General features: G+C 57.2%; 9 protein-coding genes and 2 pseudogenes. 9 read left to right on the top strand and 2 right to left on the bottom strand.

From position 1 onward, the window contains the following. Positions 1-190: 190 nt before the first annotated feature. A complete protein-coding gene (locus SJY08_RS22435) occupies positions 191-12,442 on the bottom strand; it encodes a DUF5801 repeats-in-toxin domain-containing protein (protein WP_377278828.1) in 12,252 nt (4,083 codons plus the stop codon). A 450-nt stretch (positions 12,443-12,892) separates the two neighbouring features. On the opposite strand from SJY08_RS22435, the gene SJY08_RS22430 reads away from it, so the two are divergent. From SJY08_RS22430 to SJY08_RS22400, 7 genes and pseudogenes are all read left to right on the top strand, one after another. Beyond that, complete coding sequence (locus SJY08_RS22430; RefSeq protein ID WP_377278826.1) at positions 12,893-13,531, top strand: SOS response-associated peptidase; 639 nt, start codon at positions 12,893-12,895, stop codon at positions 13,529-13,531. Between the two features lie 537 nt (positions 13,532-14,068). After that, the gene (locus tag SJY08_RS22425; RefSeq protein ID WP_377278824.1) at positions 14,069-14,380 is read left to right on the top strand and encodes a helix-turn-helix domain-containing protein; all 312 of its coding nucleotides are present in this window, start codon (positions 14,069-14,071) and stop codon (positions 14,378-14,380) included. Positions 14,381-15,102: 722 nt separating this feature from the next. Further along, positions 15,103-16,240, top strand: a pseudogene (locus tag SJY08_RS22420) (IS3 family transposase). 37 nt (positions 16,241-16,277) lie between these two features. After that, a pseudogene (locus SJY08_RS22415) lies at positions 16,278-17,435 on the top strand (ATP-dependent helicase); the annotation flags it as partial. 245 nt (positions 17,436-17,680) lie between these two features. Next, on the top strand, positions 17,681-17,971 hold the full coding sequence (locus SJY08_RS22410; protein ID WP_377278822.1) for a hypothetical protein: 291 nt from the start codon (positions 17,681-17,683) through the stop codon (positions 17,969-17,971). A 6-nt stretch (positions 17,972-17,977) separates the two neighbouring features. Continuing rightward, entirely contained in the window at positions 17,978-18,595 is a 618-nt protein-coding gene (locus SJY08_RS22405; protein WP_377278820.1) for a hypothetical protein, read from the top strand. Positions 18,596-19,287: 692 nt separating this feature from the next. Next, complete coding sequence (locus tag SJY08_RS22400; protein ID WP_377278818.1) at positions 19,288-19,491, top strand: cold-shock protein; 204 nt, start codon at positions 19,288-19,290, stop codon at positions 19,489-19,491. Between the two features lie 214 nt (positions 19,492-19,705). Here the strand turns inward: SJY08_RS22400 and SJY08_RS22395 are convergent, their stop codons facing one another. Beyond that, a complete protein-coding gene (locus SJY08_RS22395) occupies positions 19,706-19,975 on the bottom strand; it encodes a hypothetical protein (RefSeq protein ID WP_377278815.1) in 270 nt (89 codons plus the stop codon). A gap of 426 nt (positions 19,976-20,401) precedes the next feature. Here SJY08_RS22395 and SJY08_RS22390 point away from each other — a divergent pair, with 426 nt between their 5' ends. Beyond that, on the top strand, positions 20,402-21,106 hold the full coding sequence (locus tag SJY08_RS22390; RefSeq protein WP_377278813.1) for a FadR/GntR family transcriptional regulator: 705 nt from the start codon (positions 20,402-20,404) through the stop codon (positions 21,104-21,106). Continuing rightward, a complete protein-coding gene (locus tag SJY08_RS22385) occupies positions 21,103-22,275 on the top strand; it encodes a PLP-dependent transferase (RefSeq protein ID WP_377278811.1) in 1,173 nt (390 codons plus the stop codon). Before SJY08_RS22390 ends, SJY08_RS22385 begins: the two co-directional genes overlap by 4 nt. The last annotated feature ends 15 nt before the right edge of the window (positions 22,276-22,290 follow it).

The following is a 22,290-nucleotide window of genomic DNA, read 5'->3' as shown; positions in this document are numbered from 1 at the left end:
TCAAGCTGAGGTTGGTCATACACCAGGACTGTTGTCGGTTTAAACGCCGCTCGGTCATATAACTCAGACAATGCCCAAGAACTCAGCGGAAAAACACAGCAGTGCCGTAAACAAGCAACAGTGTCCAAGCGCCGTTAGCAAAAAGGGGCGCCGATAAGGCGCCCCTTTCTTGGTCTCTGGACTATCCGTCTTAGTCGTGCGGAGTAACGACCGCATGCTTGTCGTCGAACAGCACCTTGATGGCCGTGTCGTGGTTCTGCAGGACCACAACATCCTTCCAGGTGTTCGCATCCGTCTGCACGCTGACGGTGGTGTTACCCTGTTCGTCCTTGATCGCCTGCAGATGCGTGGTAACGGACACCTCGCCCAGCAAGCTGTCGAGCAACGCCGTCACATCCAGCACGTCACCATCACCATCGAAGTCGGTGATAACATCGGTGACATCGAGATCATCGAGCGCGCTCGCATCGAAGACGAAGGTGTCGTCACCTTCACCACCGCTCATCGTGTTTAGGCCGAGCCCCCCAACCAAGATATCGTCTCCATCCCCGCCATACAGGAAATTGTCGCCGATACCGCCACTCAGATAGTCGCTGCCGCCCATCCCATAAAGGATGTCATGACCATCGCCAGCAATCAGGATTTCATCGGAACCAGTTCCGTTGATTGTGCTGCTTGCTACAGCCTTTACCGTGACGCTGGCTGCGTCGGATACATCGCCATCGCTTACAGTGTATTCGAAAGACCCGTCGGCGATAATTGCAGGGCCCGTGATGGTAACATTGTCAAACTCGGCGCTTGCATATTCTCGACTGTTTCGACCCCCGTCAAACTCGTTGATGTAGGCTCCCAGAACCAGTTCATGCGACCCTGCTGACAGATTCAGGGTAATCTCGAATTGGCCGCTAGCGTTCTTCGCACCACCGCTGTCACTACCGTCCAGCTGAACCAGGTAAGGGTTCTGACCGACGCCATATTGAACGCCGTCAACCATGAACAAGGCCCTGGCAAACTCTCCCCTGTCAGTCCCCTCACTCAAGAAGAGGCTGTAGTCGAACGCGATCGTCACGGTAGAAGCTGTGGCCAGATTGAAGCTTCGTGCCCAGCCACCGTCGCGATTTTCAAAGCTCACGTCATTCCTTGTCAGGTCGCCGACAGAAACCACAAGCTTGCTACCTGACACTTCGCCGTCCGCATATGAGGTCGGCTTCAGTCCGCCAAACCGGCCATCTTCATATACGAAACCGTTGGCGTCATTCCCGTTGAACTTAGCATTCAGAATTGTCTCGACCGGGTTACTGGGGTCGAAAACGACGCTGCCTGACACTGTTCCCTGCATCGCGTTGCCGATCGAACTGATATCCAGATCGTCATGGTCGACATCTCTATCATTCATTAGCAGCGCTGCTTCCGGAATGAAGGTCTGCGAGCCATCTACAATATTCGTCAGCACGATGTCATTGGCGGCCACCGGCGCATCATTTGTCCCGTTGACGGTCACAACGACCTCGTGCGTTGTCCCGTCCTTGGAGGACACCTCAAACACCTCCGTCTTGACCTCGCCAGCCGCCAAGCTCTGCGTGACTGGACTGTCGTTGTCCAACACGTAGGTCCACTTTCCGTCTGAACCGATGGTGAAGTGACCATATGTGCCTTCGACATTGCTCTGCTCGATGAAGGAGGCATCGCCGGCGTCGGGGTCGATGATCGTCAATTGTCCCGTCGCCTGAAGAGCGGGCGGCTCAATCCCGTGCACGACAATGTTGTCGATGCCAAAATCTTCGTTCGTATAGAGCTCGTTCAGATTGTTACCGAAACCGAGCTTTATCTGGTCGCCAATACCCGAGGCTGTGATCTGTATGTGGTAAACTCGGTCACCCGAGTTGCCGCCGCCTAGCTGGCTGTCAGAGCCACTCGACGTGACCACATACGTGGCAACTATACCGCCGACCGTGAACGAACCTGTCGCATTGTCCAACCCATCATTCCCAGAGTTCTCCGGGGTGAAAGAGAATGCAACCTGGTCGTTGAGGTAGACGCTCAACCGCTCGCCCTGATCCCAGCTATCGATCTTGAAGAAGTCAAAATCAATGACTGTCTGAGTTGCAGCGGCAGACAAAGCCAAAGTCTTCGATATTGATTGACCGTTATCGAACTCCACGAAGTTGTTTTCGCTAACAAAACGGTTCGAACCGCCGTTAAACCCACCACCAAGGAAACCGTTGGTCCACCCGTTGATGCTGGACCCGGCTTGGAAGTCTTCCGAGTAAGTGATCTGGCTAGAGCCTGCAGCGTCTTCGGTAACAGAACCGGTGGACACACCACCGATAGTGGCTGGAGTGTTTTCGACCAGATCGTTGACCTGGATCGTCCTGACCGTTTCGTAACTTTCTCCCGCCGCATCGGTTGTCCGAACGCGGATTGAGTAGCTCGACTGTGCCTCGTAATCAGCGGAGCCCACAAGCTTCAGCTGATTGCCGACGATCGTGAAGCGCTCGTTGTCTGCGGAGCCCTCGCCGGAGACCAGGGTGAAGGTGTGACTATCACTCGCATCGACGTCGCGAGCACTCAGGGTGGCAACCACCGCACCGGCTTCGTTGTTTTCGTCGATAGACAGATTGGTCACAGCGATGCCGCCGTTCGCGACATCTCCAATCAACTTGAACCCATCGTTCCAGCTCGTGTGATTGCCCGCCTGAGCGAACAATTCCACCAGCTCTCCGCCTTCGTGCTCGAAATAGACAAGCTCAATCGTATGCTGTCCGGCAGTCAGGTAGATCTGCCCAAAGTTGTTCTGCCCCGGATGAATCGCGTCATCCAGAATAACCACCTGCCCGTCGATCTTAAGGCGCACGCCATCGTCGGAGTGCGTTCCGAAAGTCCAAGTGCCGCTGGCCGTGACGTTTATCGTGCCGCTGGCGCGGACTGCGAAATCATCACCAGGCCCCCCCGGGAAATCAGCCCCTCCATTAAACTGGCCGCTCGGTCCGAAGTTGACTGTAGAAGATACGATCTGCTCGCTGGAAGTCTGATTATTTCCAGCCAACAGTGCATCTGCATTCGCAAGGTTGACAATATCGACTGACGAACGACCAACCTCAACCAGGAAGCCGGGGCTTGCATACGGCGACTCAAAGTCAATCGCCGCAGGCGCATCGTTCGCCCCTTTCACCTCAATCTTTAGCGAGCCCGTTCCCGGCCGATTCTGGTTGTCAGCCAGTGTGTAGGTGAAGGTCTCAATCTTGGTCTCGCCTGCCTTCAGGGCCTGCGTCACAGCGCGCTCATTGTCCAGACTGTAGACATAGGAGCCATCAGACTTGATCACGAGGTCACCATAGATACCGGTGATCTTCTCACCATTGGCATCGATGATCGTATCGCCAACCTTCGTGACGGACAGCTTGTCGACAATCTTGCCATTCAGGTCAAAATTACCGTCCTTGTCGTTGTCAAGAACGTTGCCGGTTGCCTCGTTAGTGCCGGTGGTGGCGTTGTCGACGCCGCCTGCTTCAACGACAGAACGGAGATCTTCAACGCCGTTCGGTGCAAGGTTGACAACCTTGTCGATCGACATGGTGTAGCCGGGCTGGTCGTCGCCGTTTCCAGAGAACTGGATCAGTTCGATGCCCTTGACCGTAGCGACGAGCGCATTGCCCTTCCAGATCGAGAAAAGGTCGGCTGTCGATTGCGTGAACACATAGTCCGTCCACAGGCCGGCGAGTTTCACTGTATCCTTCACGTCGGCTGCGCCATTGTCCTCGAACTTCACGGAGCTGCCAGCGAAGTTCGTCAAGTCAATGGTGTCGGAACCGGCACCGCCGTTGATGACGACCGTAGTCGGCGCAATCGCCGAGTCCGTTACGTCATTCAGGATTACGGTGTCACCATTGGCGCCGAGGTTGAATGTAACGCGCTCCATCTCGTCAGCAAGCAAGCTTGTGGCATCCGGACCCGTGTAGGCTACCTCGATATCTTTGCTGGCAGCATCACCGAGAGACTGCATCGGTGCAATGCCGAGGGTGAATGTACGCGTGGAGGCGTCACCGTTGATCACCAGTTCGTCATAGTTCGGATAGGACGAGCCGCTCTGAAGACCACCCTGGATGTAATCGGAGCCATCACCGACGGTGTAGATGATTGTGTCATCACCGTCACCACCAACGATGCGGTCATTGCCGGCATTGCCATAAAGCGTGTCGTTCCCGGCGCCACCATCGATGACGTCGTTTCCGTCACCACCCCAGATCTTGTCATCGCCTTCGTTGCCATAGAGCGTGTCATCGCCTCCAAGGCCAGAGATCGTGTCGTTGTCGAAACCACCCCTGATATCGTCAGCCTGCGCGTTCGAACCTTGCAGGATGTCGTTGCCTCTGCCGCCATCGATCCGGATCTGGGTGATCTCGGATGTCGAGTAGGACTTTGGCAGCAGAATGACGTCATCGCCGTTCGTGCCGATAAAGTGCTCAACGCTGTCCAAGCCCAAAGATGCATTGGCGCGGTCGAAGACGAAGCCGTTCGCTCCATTTGCCGCTTCGAACTGAACGGTATCGACGCCAGACCCACCGTTCAGGGCGTCGCCCTCACCGGACTTGCCGTTGATACCGATCTGCACAGGCGTACCGTCACCCGTCGTGAAAGTGCGTGGTGCGAAGTTGGCGGTCACGTCGATATCGGCCGAGACGACCAATGTATCTGTTCCGGCTCCGCCATTGAGCGTATCGCTGCCTTTTCCACCAACGAGAATGTCGTTGCCGTCACCACCATTCAGGGTGTTGTTCTCGTCTCCACCAACCAGGATATCGTTTCCGGTCCCGCCAGTAGCGTTGACGATGCCCGCCATGCCGTCGCGACCAATGACATTTTCACCGGTACGGTCGGTTGCCGTGTCAGCTGCCACGGTCTGGTCGCCACGGGAAACAGAGGTACCCGACAGATTGACAAAGACGTCCGACGAAAGCGCCGCATAGGAGACGGTGTTTCCGCTGATCGTTCCTGCAGCGTCGACACGCACTGAAACACTGCCGGTCGCAGAGTCGCCATCCGAGTCCTTTGCAGTGAGCGAGAACTGGAGGTCGAGGTACTGATTGTTCACTGTCGGCGAGGTGTGGTCCAGTGGCTGCAAGAGATTGAAGGAGTACTCGCCAGTTGCGGCATTGGTGGAGACCGTGAAGACGACGTTCGTAGCGCCAGAATTCTCTGGTTCGTCACCAACATAAGCGACCAAGACAGCGTTGATGAGAACGAAACTGACGAGTTCCCCATTCGAGCGGAGCGATACTGCAGCACCGTTTTGGTCCTTGACCGCAACGGCGGTGGATACTGCCAAAGTACGGCTTGCACCGTTGTCCGCACCCCATGCCAGGCCGGACAGCACTTGTGTCACCGAAGTATCCCCGTCTTCGGCGACGTCGGATCGAAGGTTTGCGTCCATGATCGGCGTGTCGTCATCGATGATCAGGTCGATGGAGCCCTCAACCGTGTCACCATCGCCGTCAGTGACGGTATAGCCAAGAATGAAGTGAGCGTCATTTTCGGCATTAGCAGCATCGTCCAGATGCAGCAGGTTTGCCACCTGGGTGTAGGTATAAGCCCCTGTCGCCGGGTTTACCGTAACCCGAGCGATCAGAACATCGGCTGCCGGATCGCCCTGCGCCTGCTTGATCAGAAGATTGCCAGTGCCGGCTTCCACCTCGAACGAGATGGTCGAAGCATCAACACCATTGTCCGGCCGGACGTTGACGACGCTCGCACCTGCATTCCAGGCAATCGAGCCGCCATCAGCACCGAAAGAGTGCGGTAGCGTCTTGCCAGACTGATGGAACTCACCGCTGTCCCCAGCACCATTAGGATTGCCGTTCAATCCAGCAACCGTGTCATCATCGCTGATGATCCGGAAATCAGGCCGATTGTGGACCGGGATCTCAGGCGTGTCGTCATCGATGATCAGGTCGATGGATCCCTCAACCGTGTCACCATCGCCGTCAGTGACGGTATAACCAAGAATGAAGTGAGCGTCATTTTCGGCATTAGCAGCATCGTCCAGATGCAGCAGGTTTGCCACCTGGGTGTAGGTATAAGCCCCTGTCGCCGGGTTTACCGTAACCCGAGCGATCAGAACATCGGCTGCCGGATCGCCCTGCGCCTGCTTGATCAGAAGATTGCCAGTGCCGGCTTCCACCTCGAACGAGATGGTCGAAGCATCAACACCATTGTCCGGCCGGACGTTGACGACGCTCGCACCTGCATTCCAGGCAATCGAGCCGCCATCAGCACCGAAAGAGTGCGGTAGCGTCTTGCCAGACTGATGGAACTCACCGCTGTCCCCAGCACCATTAGGATTGCCGTTCAATCCAGCAACCGTGTCATCATCGCTGATGATCCGGAAATCAGGCCGATTGTGGACCGGGATCTCAGGCGTGTCGTCATCGATGATCAGGTCGATGGATCCCTCAACCGTGTCACCATCGCCGTCAGTGACGGTATAACCAAGAATGAAGTGAGCGTCATTTTCGGCATTAGCAGCATCGTCCAGATGCAGCAGGTTTGCCACCTGGGTGTAGGTATAAGCCCCTGTCGCCGGGTTTACCGTAACCCGAGCGATCAGAACATCGGCTGCCGGATCGCCCTGCGCCTGCTTGATCAGAAGATTGCCAGTGCCGGCTTCCACCTCGAACGAGATGGTCGAAGCATCAACACCATTGTCCGGCCGGACGTTGACGACGCTCGCACCTGCATTCCAGGCAATCGAGCCGCCATCAGCACCGAAAGAGTGCGGTAGCGTCTTGCCAGACTGATGGAACTCACCGCTGTCCCCAGCACCATTAGGATTGCCGTTCAATCCAGCAACCGTGTCATCATCGCTGATGATCCGGAAATCAGGCCGATTGTGGACCGGGATAACCGGCGTGTCGTCATCGATGATCAGGTCGATGGATCCCTCAACCGTGTCACCATCGCCGTCAGTGACGGTATAACCAAGAATGAAGTGAGCGTCATTTTCGGCATTAGCAGCATCGTCCAGATGCAGCAGGTTTGCCACCTGGGTGTAGGTATAAGCCCCTGTCGCCGGGTTTACCGTAACCCGAGCGATCAGAACATCGGCTGCCGGATCGCCCTGCGCCTGCTTGATCAGAAGATTGCCAGTGCCGGCTTCCACCTCGAACGAGATGGTCGAAGCATCAACACCATTGTCCGGCCGGACGTTGACGACGCTCGCACCTGCATTCCAGGCAATCGAGCCGCCATCAGCACCGAAAGAGTGCGGTAGCGTCTTGCCAGACTGATGGAACTCACCGCTGTCCCCAGCACCATTAGGATTGCCGTTCAATCCAGCAACCGTGTCATCATCGCTGATGATCCGGAAATCAGGCCGATTGTGGACCGGGATAACCGGCGTGTCGTCATCGATGATCAGGTCGATGGATCCCTCAACCGTGTCACCATCGCCGTCAGTGACGGTATAACCAAGAATGAAGTGAGCGTCATTTTCGGCATTAGCAGCATCGTCCAGATGCAGCAGGTTTGCCACCTGGGTGTAGGTATAAGCCCCTGTCGCCGGGTTTACCGTAACCCGAGCGATCAGAACATCGGCTGCCGGATCGCCCTGCGCCTGCTTGATCAGAAGATTGCCAGTGCCGGCTTCCACCTCGAACGAGATGGTCGAAGCATCAACACCATTGTCCGGCCGGACGTTGACGACGCTCGCACCTGCATTCCAGGCAATCGAGCCGCCATCAGCACCGAAAGAGTGCGGTAGCGTCTTGCCAGACTGATGGAACTCACCGCTGTCCCCAGCACCATTAGGATTGCCGTTCAATCCAGCAACCGTGTCATCATCGCTGATGATCCGGAAATCAGGCCGATTGTGGACCGGGATAACCGGCACATCATCGATGACCTTTACGGTGAAGTCGTTCTTGACGATATCGCCGTCGCCGTCACGGGCGGTGAAGGTGAACTTGAAGGACAGGACGTCCTCGTTCGAAGCGCCTGAGGCCTTGACCGGATGGTCGAGAACGCCCTTGAGGTCGAACTCAAAGGAGCCGCTGTTCCGATCCGAGAGCTTGACCGTGAAGACAAGCGGTCCTTCAACACTACCAGCGCGTGCCGTCAGGGTCGTTCCGTCAGCCGAGAGCGCGAAGACGAGCGGCCTGCCTTCCGAGGTCAGGTCGCCGATGGCAACGCCACCATTACCACCGGTAACCGTCAGGAATTTTGCTACATCCGTCGCGTCCAGACGCTGGGGAAGACCAGACGTCGAGCCCGAGCCGGTCGCGAACACGACCGAGCGATCGCCGGCCACCTGGGTGCCGGTAAAGCCACCATTGACGTTCTTGTTGCCATCGTCGCCGCCCCAGAAGATGTTGAGGTCGCCGTTAGCCTTGGCTGTCGTAACATTGCCGAAGAGCGACGAGTCGTCATCGATATCGCCAGAACCGGAGGTGCGGTCTTCGTTGCCGCCAGCAAGCTCTTCTTCCTCGACAACGCGAGCGAAGAGCGTACCCCAGGCAAATGGCTGGTCATCGATGACCTTGACCGAGAAGGTCGCAGGCTCTGTGACGTCACCGTCACTATCCGTTGCGGTGAACTGGAAGGTCAGAACCTGGCTGTCTTCACCCTGCACCGAACCCTTGTGATCCAGTGTGTCATAGAGCTTGAAGGCATAGGAGCCTGCACCATTGTCCGACAGAGCGACCGAGAAGACGATATTGGCGGCAAGCGCTGCATTCGTCGTGGCCGGAACGGTGGTCGGGATCACGCTACCCGTATAGGCAAGCAGGACCTGCTGGCCGCTGCCTGTCGTCACCGTCGTATACTTGATCGCATCACCGTCGGAGGTGAGGTTCAAAGCCTCGAGATTGGTGCGTGCGTCCGGACCGAACTGAACAGAACGGTCGCCGGGCTGGCTATTGCCATCATTGGCATTGTCCGAGCCCCATGAGATCGCAAGCGTACCACCAGTCTCATGTGTGGTGCGATCGTAGTTCAAAAGCGTGTCGGCATCGCCGTCACCCAGCACACCTTCATTGCCGTCGCCGGCAACCTGCCACTGCTCTTCTTCAACGATACCGCCAGCAAACGGCGTGCCGATCGTTGCAACGTCGTCACGAACGTCAACCGTGAAGTTGCCGGTAATCGTATCGCCATCGCTGTCGGTTGCCGTGTAGCCAAAGGTCAGCGACAGATCGTTCTCGACGCCTTCTCCCTCGTTTGCAGCGTGATCGAGGGGCTTGACCAGCGTGAACACGTAAGAGCCACTGACGTCGTCAGACAAAGTGGCATGGAATACGACATTCGCTGCAGCAGTCGAGGTCGGTACGGTCGAGCCCGTGTAGCCAACCAGAGTACCGTTTGCCAGCACGGTCGTCGAAACGGCCAGGCCAAGCGATGTCAGCGACGCACCGTTATAGGCATTCGCCACAGTAACCGTCTCATTGGTGAAGGCGATGGAGCGGTCACCCAGACCACCGAGATCGGCAGCCGTGTCAGCGTCGTCAGCACCCCACCTGATGTTCAAGGCGCCAGTCGCAACAGCCGACAGGCTGTCAGCTTCGTTGTTGCCACCGTTGACAGCCTCGTCCTCTGCCGTCCCACGAACTTCTTCCCTACGAACCGGCACATCATCGATGACCTTTACGGTGAAGTCGTTCTTGACGATATCGCCGTCGCCGTCACGGGCGGTGAAGGTGAACTTGAAGGACAGGACGTCCTCGTTCGAAGCGCCTGAGGCCTTGACCGGATGGTCGAGAACGCCCTTGAGGTCGAACTCAAAGGAGCCGCTGTTCCGATCCGAGAGCTTGACCGTGAAGACAAGCGGTCCTTCAACACTACCAGCGCGTGCCGTCAGGGTCGTTCCGTCAGCCGAGAGCGCGAAGACGAGCGGCCTGCCTTCCGAGGTCAGGTCGCCGATGGCAACGCCACCATTACCACCGGTAACCGTCAGGAATTTTGCTACATCCGTCGCGTCCAGACGCTGGGGAAGACCAGACGTCGAGCCCGAGCCGGTCGCGAACACGACCGAGCGATCGCCGGCCACCTGGGTGCCGGTAAAGCCACCATTGACGTTCTTGTTGCCATCGTCGCCGCCCCAGAAGATGTTGAGGTCGCCGTTAGCCTTGGCTGTCGTAACATTGCCGAAGAGCGACGAGTCGTCATCGATATCGCCAGAACCGGAGGTGCGGTCTTCGTTGCCGCCAGCAAGCTCTTCTTCCTCGACAACGCGAGCGAAGAGCGTACCCCAGGCAAATGGCTGGTCATCGATGACCTTGACCGAGAAGGTCGCAGGCTCTGTGACGTCACCGTCACTATCCGTTGCGGTGAACTGGAAGGTCAGAACCTGGCTGTCTTCACCCTGCACCGAACCCTTGTGATCCAGTGTGTCATAGAGCTTGAAGGCATAGGAGCCTGCACCATTGTCCGACAGAGCGACCGAGAAGACGATATTGGCGGCAAGCGCTGCATTCGTCGTGGCCGGAACGGTGGTCGGGATCACGCTACCCGTATAGGCAAGCAGGACCTGCTGGCCGCTGCCTGTCGTCACCGTCGTATACTTGATCGCATCACCGTCGGAGGTGAGGTTCAAAGCCTCGAGATTGGTGCGTGCGTCCGGACCGAACTGAACAGAACGGTCGCCGGGCTGGCTATTGCCATCATTGGCATTGTCCGAGCCCCATGAGATCGCAAGCGTACCACCAGTCTCATGTGTGGTGCGATCGTAGTTCAAAAGCGTGTCGGCATCGCCGTCACCCAGCACACCTTCATTGCCGTCGCCGGCAACCTGCCACTGCTCTTCTTCAACGATACCGCCAGCAAACGGCGTGCCGATCGTTGCAACGTCGTCACGAACGTCAACCGTGAAGTTGCCGGTAATCGTATCGCCATCGCTGTCGGTTGCCGTGTAGCCAAAGGTCAGCGACAGATCGTTCTCGACGCCTTCTCCCTCGTTTGCAGCGTGATCGAGGGGCTTGACCAGCGTGAACACGTAAGAGCCGCTCTCAGAATCTGAAAGCGAAACACGGAACACAACGTTCGAACCTTCGCTGGACGCCGGTGCGCTATCGCCGGTGTAACCAACCAGAACGCCATTAATGACCGCAAAGCTCACCGGCTGACCGAGGGACGTCAATGCCTCCCCGAAAGCACCTGAAACGGCCACATTATTGTTCGCAAACGCAACCGAACGATCGCCATTGCCACCAAGGTTGCTGTTACCGTTGTCCGCACCCCAGCGAATGTTCAATGCACCATTTGCGACAAGTGAAAGGCCGTCGGCTTCGTTGTTGCCGCCGATAATCCCTTCGTCTTCAACGCGACCGCGAACTTCCTGCCCACGCTCTGGCGCATCATCCTGAATATCGATATTGAACGTGCCCGTTACGAAATCGCCATCGCGGTCAGTAACTGTGTAGGTGAAGCCGAGGCGGAGCAAATCTGCAAGGTCGCTTTGACCCGCGTCCGGGTGATCGAGCTTGCCGACAAGCTCGAAGGTGAAAGCGCCTGACACGCGGTTATCGACCGTGATCGTGAAGATCACGTTCCCCTGCGCGTCAACACCCCGGAGAGCCAGGAAGTTCAAAACCGTTCCATCGGTGGGGGCGGGGAAGGTCTGGATCGAGATCAGCGAGCCGCCCGACGTGAAACCAGCAAGGATTTGTGGGCCAGCACTCTCTTCATCAGCATTGATGGCGCCTGCGAAACCAACCGCCGATATTGTGCCGAAATCAGGACCGGCCTCGAACGGCAGAAAACTGCTGAAACGCTGATTTCCGGCAATGGTGTCTGCGATCGTTGCTTCATCGAAAACGAATGGCGCCGTCAGCGGGGACAAAATCGACGGACGGCCATCGCCACCAAACGTGGCAGCAGCAGTCGCCTCATCGGCAAAGCTGGTTCCGTCAAGCAGGCCGGCCAAGGCGAACTCTTCGAAGCCGTCACCGATCTGATTGTCTTCGAAATTGCGGTTGCCGTCAGGCGTCGACTGAGCAGAGAAGGTCCCATCCGGCCCGGCCGCAACGTTGATGTTGCTCTCTTCAAGGGCGGCAAAGAGCGCGACCTGCGGCAGCTCGACATCGCCGACCACAAAGGTCGGGATGTTTGCAGCGCCACCAATCACGGTGATCCCGGTGCCATCTGCCAGGACGAGGACGAGGTTTTCACCGTCGACCTGGAATTCGAGGTTGTCGAGTTCGATGCCGGCCGGCAGCGTCACGACATTCTCGTTGTCGGGCGTTACTTCGCTCGGGATCACGGCTGCAGCGACGTTAACCGGCTGCTGGGCCGGCAGGCGGTCGGTGCGACCGGCGTCGGGCGTTTGTGCCTGGGCGACCTCAATCCCCTCCATGGTCTCGCTTGCGAAACCCAGATGCTGCTCGACCGCAGAGTCGAAATCGTCTGCTGCGGAAGTATTGTCGATGCTGGACAGACGCGGATCTTCGATGGACATGGTAACTCACCCCTTAACAAGTTGATCGCAGTTAAATCGCGATGAAGGGGCGAGCGCAATAGTCTGTTAACCCAATGCGCATAACCGGTTATGCCGCTACCGACCATTATTGAAAATGGAGTTAATTTCGGCAGCAAAAAGCGAGTATTTTCTGTAGTTTATTAAAATTTTACCGATTGCCGGCGCCAACCATCTGGCATCGAAAGCAGCAAGTTTTTCTCAAGTGGAACTTCACGGATATCCATCAAATTCATCTGTCGGCACAGAGCAAAGCTGCAGCCAAAGACGTCGCGGCGTTTTATAATTGGCCCCCCCAAGTTATCGACCTCGGTACAAATGAAGAATGCCATGCCCCGGGACAAAGCTCAGCCAAGCGAGCGACGCTGACGAGCAAGGATTGCGAAGAACCCAATGGAAAGGCAACATCAGTCTTTGTCGGGAGGCCTTGTCATGTGCAATCTCTACAACATCACCACCAACCAGGAAGCGATCCGCGCCATCACCCGGGCAATGATCGACCATGTCGGCAACCTCCCGCCGTCGCTCGATGTCTATCCGGACCGCCTGGCCCCTGCCATCAGATCAACTGCTGATGGCCGCGAGCTCACCAACCTGACATGGGGCATGCCATCGCCGACTTCCGTGACGAACGGCAAGCCTGACAGTGGCGTGACCAATATACGCAACACCGGCTCACCGCACTGGCGCCGCTGGCTTGGACCGGAGAACCGATGTCTGGTTCCATGGACAAGATTTTGCGAATGGGAAGACACCAAGCCGAAAAAGACCAAGCGGTGGTTTGCCATCAATGAGGAGATGCCACTTGCCTTCTTTGCTGGCATATGGACGTCCTGGCAGGGCGAGCGTGGCTCAATGAAAAACCCAAGGCCAGGTCAGCATCAGCTCTTCGGCTTCCTGACGGCAGAGCCCAACGCGGTGGTGAAGCCCATCCATCAAAAAGCCATGCCGGTGATCCTGACGACCGAGGAAGAGTTGGACACCTGGCTTCAGGCTCCCTGGGCCGAGGCAAAAGATCTTCAGCGCCCGCTGCCAAAAGAACAGCTGGTCTTGCTGCCGGCCGACCCATGAAGTGGGAAATACTCCTGATTATGGCGCTGATCGCTGCAACTTTGTTCTCAGCGGGCGGAGCCCTTTACAGCTTCATCGGACAGTAGAGCAGACGGTAACCCGGTTTCCACCGTTGGCCAGCAAGTTCCCCTCGACCAAGAAACGTCTGGCTCAATGGCGGGCTTTGACGCCGATCACCGCACAACCTCCTCACAACAGCTAAGCTTCGGGACCGACCGCGGTCCACGCCTCGTCGCAAGCAGGACTGAATCGACTTCTCTTTGATGGCCGAGCTCTTTGACAAACCTTGGGACAGAACTGGTCAAGGCAATCAGCGAAGATCTGGGCACTCGGAACGACCAATCGAACGCGCGTTCGAACATGAGATGCCGCACTTGAAGCCGCTCTGCAGCAACCTCAAAACCGAACCTTAAGCCACCGGACCATTGGCGGACATCCGGCGTTGATACTGAAAGCGCCACGCTGAGACGTGCTTGACAAGAACTTGAACGTCCTGAACATGATCGGCCAGGCAATTCGACCATACAAGGCATTGTAGTGACAGCAGAATCCGAGGACCTTCAGATCATCGCTCAAAAACTGAAGGCGACACGCAAGGAACTCGGCTATTCGCAAAAGCGTGTTGCAGAACAGGCTGGCATCTCGCGGCTTCGCTACCAGGATATTGAAGCTGGGCGTAGCTCTGCGCGCGCAGTCACCCTGGTTAACATCGCCCGCGCCTTGGGTATGGAACTGGTCTTCGTTCCCCAGGCCTGGGTGCCGGCCGTCAACGCACTTATCCGGCCGGACAACGTCGTCGATGACACGCCAGGTCTGGTTTTCACGCAGCTTGACGACACTGACGAATAGAGTTTGCCGCCACAGCGGGTCTCGTCCTCATGCCTACGCTTTTCGCACAGACTTGGTTGAGACCGCCTGAGCGACGGGTGCAAGAAGCGGGCAGCCTGCTGTGGCGCGAGCGCAACCGTTATCGACTATCGTCGCTCAGCGTAAGGCGCGCGAAATGATACGCAGTTGGAAATCAAAGCCGCTTAAAAGCAAAGGCCCCACCGAAGCGGGGCCTTACAGCACTGACCTGAAACTTGCTTTCGTTCCGGTGGCCAGTGGCCCTTGGTAGGGTCTTAATGCGGATGACAAGAGCAGAGCCGCCACGACTAGAAAGATAGGTGTTTAAACGTGCTTTGTCAAATTCGAAAACCCCAATCCGTGGAGCGCACAACGTTTATCTTCTGAAAATCAGCTTCATCAATCACTTGGGTCTGATAAATCCGCTTTCCAGACTTGTCCTTGTCCAGCAGTAGCAGATCAACGCGATGCCAAGAGACCGTTGTCACCATGTCGCCTTTTACCCACCGCTCAACATTCCCCCACGCCTTCGGCATTTTGAATGGGATTGTATAGGTGCAATGATACGGCATGACTTTTTCCGGGGGAGTCGTACTTAGTGGCACCACGGTACATAGCCCCACGCGCTGCCTGATAGGTGGAGAGCTGGCTCGGGAAATCTGCACAGGGGGGATAAGTGGAATTTCTGCCTGACTTCGGCTTAGATGTCGGGAACAGGAGATACCATGACGAGACGACCGCGCCGGAACCACAGCCCGGCTTTCAAGGCGAAGGTGGCACTTGCCGCCATCCGAGGTGAACAGACGCTGGTGGAATTATCCCAGCAGTTCGATGTGCACGCCAACCAGATCAAACAGTGGAAAGATCAGCTCCTAGAGGGGGCGACGGGCGTTTTCGGCGATGAAGCCAAGGCTGAACCGGCAGGCCCGACCGTGGACGTCAAAACACTGCATGCTAAGATCGGCGAACTGACACTGGAGAATGATTTTTTATCCGGTGCGCTCGGCAAGGCGGGATTGCTGGGCGGAAATAAATGATCGACCGCGAGCACAAACTCTCCGTCGTACGCCAGGCGAAGCTTCTCGGCTTCAGCCGTGGCAGCGTCTATTATCTGCCTCGTCCAGTATCCGACGGCGATCTGACTTTGATGCGGCGGATCGACGAACTGCACCTCGACTACCCGTTTGCCGGAAGTCGGATGTTGCAAGGGCTCTTGAGAGGAGAAGGGTTGGAGACCGGGCGGCTGCACGTCGCCACGCTGATGAAGAAGATGGGCATCGAGGCGATCTACCGTCGCCCGAACACCTCCAAACCAGCGCCAGGTCACAAAATCTATCCCTACCTCCTGCGCAAGTTGGCCGTCACCAGACCCAATCAAGTCTGGGCCATGGACATCAGCTACATCCCTATGGCGAGAGGATTTGTCTATCTCTGCGCCGTCGTGGACTGGTTCAGCCGGAAGGTTTTGTCGTGGCGGCTGTCGATCACGATGGAAGCGGACTTCTGCATCGAAGCGGTCGAGGAGGCGCTCGCCCGCTATGGCAACCCGGAAATATTCAATACCGACCAGGGATCGCAGTTCACCTCCATCGACTTCACCGCCGTGCTGAAGAAGGCGGAGATCGCCATCTCAATGGATGGCAGGGGTGCGTGGCGGGACAACGTCTTCGTCGAGCGGCTCTGGCGGTCGATCAAATACGAGGAGGTCTACCTCCACGCCTACAAGACCGTATCTGAGGCCCGCCTGGGCATTGGCGCTATCTGACCTTCTACAATAGCCGACGCCCACATTCATCCCTTGACCGGCAGACGCCGGATCAGGCCTACTTCAACGCGCTGGCACCAATGATGGTGGCGGCATAATCGAGGCGGAATCCACTTAGCAAGACGCCCGAAACTGTTCAGACAAACCGAGCCACCTCTCCTGGCTGCCGCCAATGGCGTGATTGGCTTGGCGCGCGAGCGCTATACCAAGAACCTCTGGACCGACAGGCAATCCGAACAAAAGCCCCGCCTGGTGACGGTCAAGGACGAGAACGACCAGGCGGGCTTTATCGTCGAAGAGGTGCTTGCAAACCGCGAGATCGGCATTGCGCTCAAGCAGCAGGCGGTTCTCTTTAGGACATCGAGCCACAGTGGTACGCTCGAGGTCGAGCTGACGAGACGCAACATCCCCTTCGTCAAGTTCGGCGGGCTGAAGTTTCTCGACAGCGCGCATATCAAGGATCTGGTCGCCGTCATCCGCTTTGCCCAAAACCCACGTGATCGCGTCGCCGGGTTCCGGGTGTTGCAAATGCTGCCTGGGATCGGGCCACAAAGAGCTGCCACAATCCTCGACACGATTGGGGCAGATCCGGAACCCTTGCTATCTCTTGCCGAGATCCCGCCGCCTCCGAAGACCGGCGATGACTGGGCGCCCTTCGTCACTCTGCTGACTGCACTCCGCAGGCATGAACATGGCTGGCCGGGCGACATCGAACAGGCAAGGCTCTGGTACGAGCCGCATCTCGACCGGATCCATGAGGATCCCGAGACCCGCAAGGCCGATCTCCTGCAGCTCGAGCAGATCGCGTCAGGTTATCCAAGTCGCGAGCGCTTCCTGACAGAACTGACGCTTGACCCGCCGGATGCGACAAGCGATCAGGCGGGCGTGCCTTTGCTCGACGAAGATTACCTAATCCTTTCGACGATCCATTCGGCCAAAGGCCAGGAATGGCGTGCGGTATTCATGCTCAATGTCGTTGATGGCTGCATGCCGTCTGACCTTGGAGCAGGAACGACTGATGAGCTCGAGGAAGAGCGCCGACTGCTTTATGTCGGCATGACCAGGGCCCGCGACAGCCTGAGCCTGATCACGCCGCAGCGCTTTTACACCCATGGACAAAACAGCCGCGGTGACCGGCATGTCTATGCGTCCCGCACGCGTTTCATCCCGGCCATGCTGTTGCAGTTCTTCGAGGTTACGAGCTGGCCGAAGGTGGCAGCAACTACGACGGGACGCAGCGCCAGCCAGATCAGGATCGACGTCGCCGCCAAGATGCGCGGCATGTGGGGATAACGGAGACGCCTTCACGAACGGCCGGAGAAGGTCGCGGCATGAGGTAGAAAAAACTATAGTTGGCGGCCTACGCATTTGAATTGCAGAGTAAATTCACCAAGCGTGCTCACAGCGCCCGATGCGCGCATTCGTTGTTGGTTTGATAAGGGTTGCGCGGTAGGGGTTGTCTCGGGCACACGAATTTTTCGCTTTCGGCGTGTCTTTCTTATTGATTTTTACGAAGATCTTCGTATATTGAGGGCGAGATGGCTTTCAAGGACGTCACGTATCGCGTCATCAAGGCACTGAAGGACGGCACTTATCAGCATGCGGCTCGCGGGGCCATCAAGGACAAAAATGCCTTGATGACAGGCGATATTTCCCCCGAGAACCTGATAAAGATCATCGACAGGTGCAATGGTACGCATCATGAGAGTTCTGAACACCATGAGTTCAGGGGCGTTGAAGTACACATCCTCAAGCGAGATGGCTGGTACATAAAATTCTATTTCGTTGACCCGGACACGGTCTTCATAAGTGTACATCCATCAAGGTAGGCGAACATGAAAATCTGGTATGCTGGAGACAAGAGCAAGGCGCTCTGCGAAACGTGCCGGAAAGTTGTTGCGACGACTTTCGACTATCACGATGTGCCATTCGAAAGCGGGATCGGCGTAGCGAAGCAGATCATGGCGGCTACTTGCGATGAGTGTGGTACCGTTGTGGCTATTCCGCCGCAGTCGACGCCAGCAATCCGTGTTGCTCGCGAGATTGCCTCCAGACCCCTGGAAGTGGTTATGGCTGCGCCGTTTATGGACACGTTGGACCTAGCGTCCTATCGGATCGATCCTTCTGCTGGCGTGATCCTTAGAAAGTCACTGATCGCGTACTTCGTGCACAGGTCTGTAAACGACGATTCCTTGGTGGAGAAGCTTCGCAGAAACGCAGAGGTCCATCGCGAGAAGTGGAAAAGCTGGCACGATACACCCTCGAAGCGTCTTTCGATGAAAGTGACCCCACGCGTTGGCGACGAGTTTAACGAACTCGTCAAGAAGAGTGCGTTGAATAAGACGACGTTGGTCAAGTCCATCGTCATGGATATTGCCTCGGAAATCGTTGAACCTGAAGAGCCGCGGATGATGCCCGAGTTGCGCAGGATGGCTGCGGCGCTTGCTGCCTAGTGGCAGCCGCTGCCCATCTGATCCCACTCCAATCGGATCCTCATTAGATTACAGGTAAGAACCTGGGTCGTGTTCAGGGTGACATGCGTACAGCTCTGATCTTCAAGCGGTCGTGATCGGCCGCTTATCCGCTGTGTCTGCCGTCGACTTCCAGAGCCTCAACATGACCACCATCGCCTCCGCCATTACCGATCGCTCCCACGCTGAGGTGTTGACCGTCAGTGCCTTGGCAGAGGTCTAGAATTCACCCGGCTTTCCTCCGATCTGCGCGACCGAACCTGCTTCGTACCCATCTTTCGTCCGATATGCTCCCGCGTAGGGTCGAGCGCCTTGCGAAGCTTTCGAGCCGTGTCATACTCCTTGAGCAATTCCTTGTCCGCAGGTCCGACGCCTCGATCAACTCGGGCCTCGTTTCGGCAAACACATCTTTTGCGGATACAGCCATCACTCTGCCTCCTTTTTTCCAACTCTTTCAGATGCGCCTTGAAACGCGCATCAGCAGTCTTTATCAGCTTCTTCTAAAACTTCTTTTTGTTCGTTCCCGACATATCTCCGGCGACCAGGATAGTGGCCTGAATTCGCCAATCGATCGGACCCTGCCAAAATTGAGTAGGACGCCAGTCGGCAAGGCGCCTTGCCGTTTTTGCCCTCAACCGGTATGCGGATCCTGCACAACCATAGAGGATTGCATCATGGCCACTGGCACCGTCAAATTCTTCGCTCAGGACAAGGGCTTCGGCTTCATCACCCCCGACAATGGCGGACCGGACGTTTTCGTCCACATCTCGGCCGTAGGTGGCGGCTCACTGTCTGATGGCCAGAAGGTCAGCTACGACGTGGGCCAGGACCGCAAGACCGGCAAGTCCAAAGCAGAAAACGTGACCGTCGTGCGCTAAGCCAGCCTCTCGCCAATTGGCGATGCGCGGTTGGATCTACACACCACAATGGCGCATCGCCTTTTCTGAAAGCGAACCAGATTCTCTCGGGCAACCCCGTTCGAGATTTTTTGCCGTCCCCGGCACCCTCCCAGGCATCAGGACGCGGTTCCTCAACTCATTTGCAGGCGTTGCCGCTTTTTTCCGGTCGGCGCCCTTGTGAGGCTCTGTCCAGTCATGATGGTCGGAACGGGATGACATTGTTGCCGCGCATGAATGCGAGTGCACCCTCGGCCTCAATGGTTTTGACCGCAACGTCCCGCGCCTCTTCGTCGGATGCGAATTGCTCGTCCCAGACGTGGCTGGTGTTCTGGTGATCGACCACTTCCAACGTCCAGGTCGTGTCATTCTCCAGTCGGAAGATGTCGATGGAGAAAGAATGGCCGTCGATGACAATCCTGCGGCTTTTGCCAGAGGTCACAAGGTTCGGTTTTTCGTCGATCATGTCGTAGGTCCGGCTTCTGGATTACGTCGAAGAGTATGCCGGTGATACTCACCCCGTCAAGCGGTTGGCTTGGCATGCATCTCGCACGGTCCGAGGCATAAACGCATCGGCTCTGCTTTACCGATCGGATGGACGGAGAAAGGCCTCTCGGCTCAACTCCCGATCATGCGCCGCGCCACCATGAGCGTGGCTCCGCCTCGCCCTTCCCTCACAACACGGCAGCCACCCACTCAGCTTTCAGTCACTGCCGAGAGGAATTTAAGAGATTCTCCGGCGACCATGTACCCACGCGACCGCACATTCCTTTCAAAACACGGGGTCACGCCAGCCCCTCCCTGACACGGCCCAAGCTCGGCCACCAATCGACAATTGACATCTCGAACTCAAGCTGATTGATATGATGTCAGACCAATTTTGAGGCCGATTGTGAAATCCACGCTCATTCCTCTTCCGCCTGCAGACCGTGGCCGCCAGGTGTCTGAGTCACTGGCCGCCTATATCCAGCAGGCTGAACTCGCAGCAGGTGACCGCTTGCCGGCCGAACGTGAACTGATGGCGGCGCTGGGGGTGGGCCGCTCGACGATCCGCGAGGTCATTCGCCAGTTTCAGGCGCTCGGCGTGATGGAAACCCGCAAGGGCAGTGGAACCTATCTCGTAAAGCCGATCACCTCGGCCACGATCCATATGCCACTCTCGGTCAACATGGGCAGTCTGCGTGACGCACTCTTGCAGACACTGGAGGTACGCCGCGGCATCGAATGCGAGGCCTGCATGGCGGCGGCCCGCAGGCGCACGCAAGACGACCTCCAGCACATCAGTTCAGCGCTTGAGGAAATGGAGCGTGTCCATCTTCAAAAGGGGACCGCCGGCAAGGAAGATCTGGCCTTCCACCTCGCCATCTACGACGCAACCCATAATCCGCTCTTCAGACAATTGCTCGAACAGATGCGGGAAGCCTTCGAAAGCTTCTGGGACACGCCGTTTGACCGCCCCGACTTTGCGCGCCGCTCCTTTCCCTATCACCGCACCCTGTTCAACGCGATCCTCGCCCAGGACACAGAGGCTGCAAGACGCGAGACCATCAAGATCCTCGACATCGTCGAGGAAGACATCAAGGAAATGTCCAGATGACCATCGGCTCCGATTGGTTTGAACACGCCTCGCTTACCGTCGCCCATGACGAAACGAACGCATTCGAGGCCGTGGTCCCCCCGATCGTCCAGACGTCGCTTTTCACCTTCGAGACCTATGACGAAATGGTCGCCACTTACCGTGGCGAACGCAATCGGCCGGTCTATTCGCGTGGCCTCAATCCGACGGTGCGGCATTTCGAGGAGATGCTGGCAAAGCTCGAAGGCGGCGAAGATGCACTCGGCTTCGGGAGCGGAATGGCGGCGATCTCGACGACCGTCCTGACCTTTGTCGAGCCGGGTGACCGGATCGTCGCTGTCCGCAATCTCTACCCCGATGCTTATCGCCTGTTCGGCACGCTGATGCAGCGGATGAAGGTGGAGGTCACCTATGTCGATGGCAAGGATCTCGATGCCGTCGATCATGCCTTGAGCGGTGCCCGCCTGCTTTATCTCGAAAGTCCGACCAGCTGGATCATGGAAACCCATGACGTCGCAGCGCTTGCAGCACTTGGCCGAAAACACGGCGCCCTCAGCGTCATCGACAACAGCTGGGCAAGTCCCGTCTTCCAGCGCCCGCTCGAACTCGGTGTCGACATCGTCTTGCATTCAGCCTCGAAATATCTCGGCGGCCATAGCGACGTGGTGGCCGGTGTCGTCACCGGGTCAAAGACGCTGATCGACCGGATCCGAACTGAAACCCTGCCCTATCTGGGCGGCAAGATGTCACCCTTTGATGCCTGGCTCCTGATCCGGGGTTTAAGAACCCTGCCGATCCGAATGAAGGCCCATGAAGCCTCGGCAGTCGAGATCGCGCGGCGGCTGAAATCGCTCGACATCGTCGAAGAGGTCAATCATCCGGGTCTTGCCAATCAACTGCCGCCTGGACTGACGGGCACCTCGGGTCTCTTCTCCTTCGTGCTTCGCGAAGGCGTCGACATAAGGCGTTTCTGTGATCACCTGCAGCTTTTCAAGTTGGGCGTGAGCTGGGGCGGCCACGAGAGCCTGGTGGTCCCTGGCGAGGTCGTGCTTCAGCAAAAGGCCCAACCGAATTCCGCACATGCCTTTGGCATGAACCCGCGGTCCGTGCGCCTTCATGTCGGCCTCGAGGGAACCGAGGCCTTGTGGAGGGACCTGGCGGGGGCATTCGCTGCCGCCCAGGAAAGATAAGCCCTGTCGAACCAA

Source organism: Rhizobium sp. R86522 (genome assembly GCF_042466255.1).
Classification (GTDB): domain Bacteria; phylum Pseudomonadota; class Alphaproteobacteria; order Rhizobiales; family Rhizobiaceae; genus Allorhizobium.
Note: the sequence above shows the minus strand (reverse complement) of the source record. Positions and strands in the feature narration are given on the sequence as shown.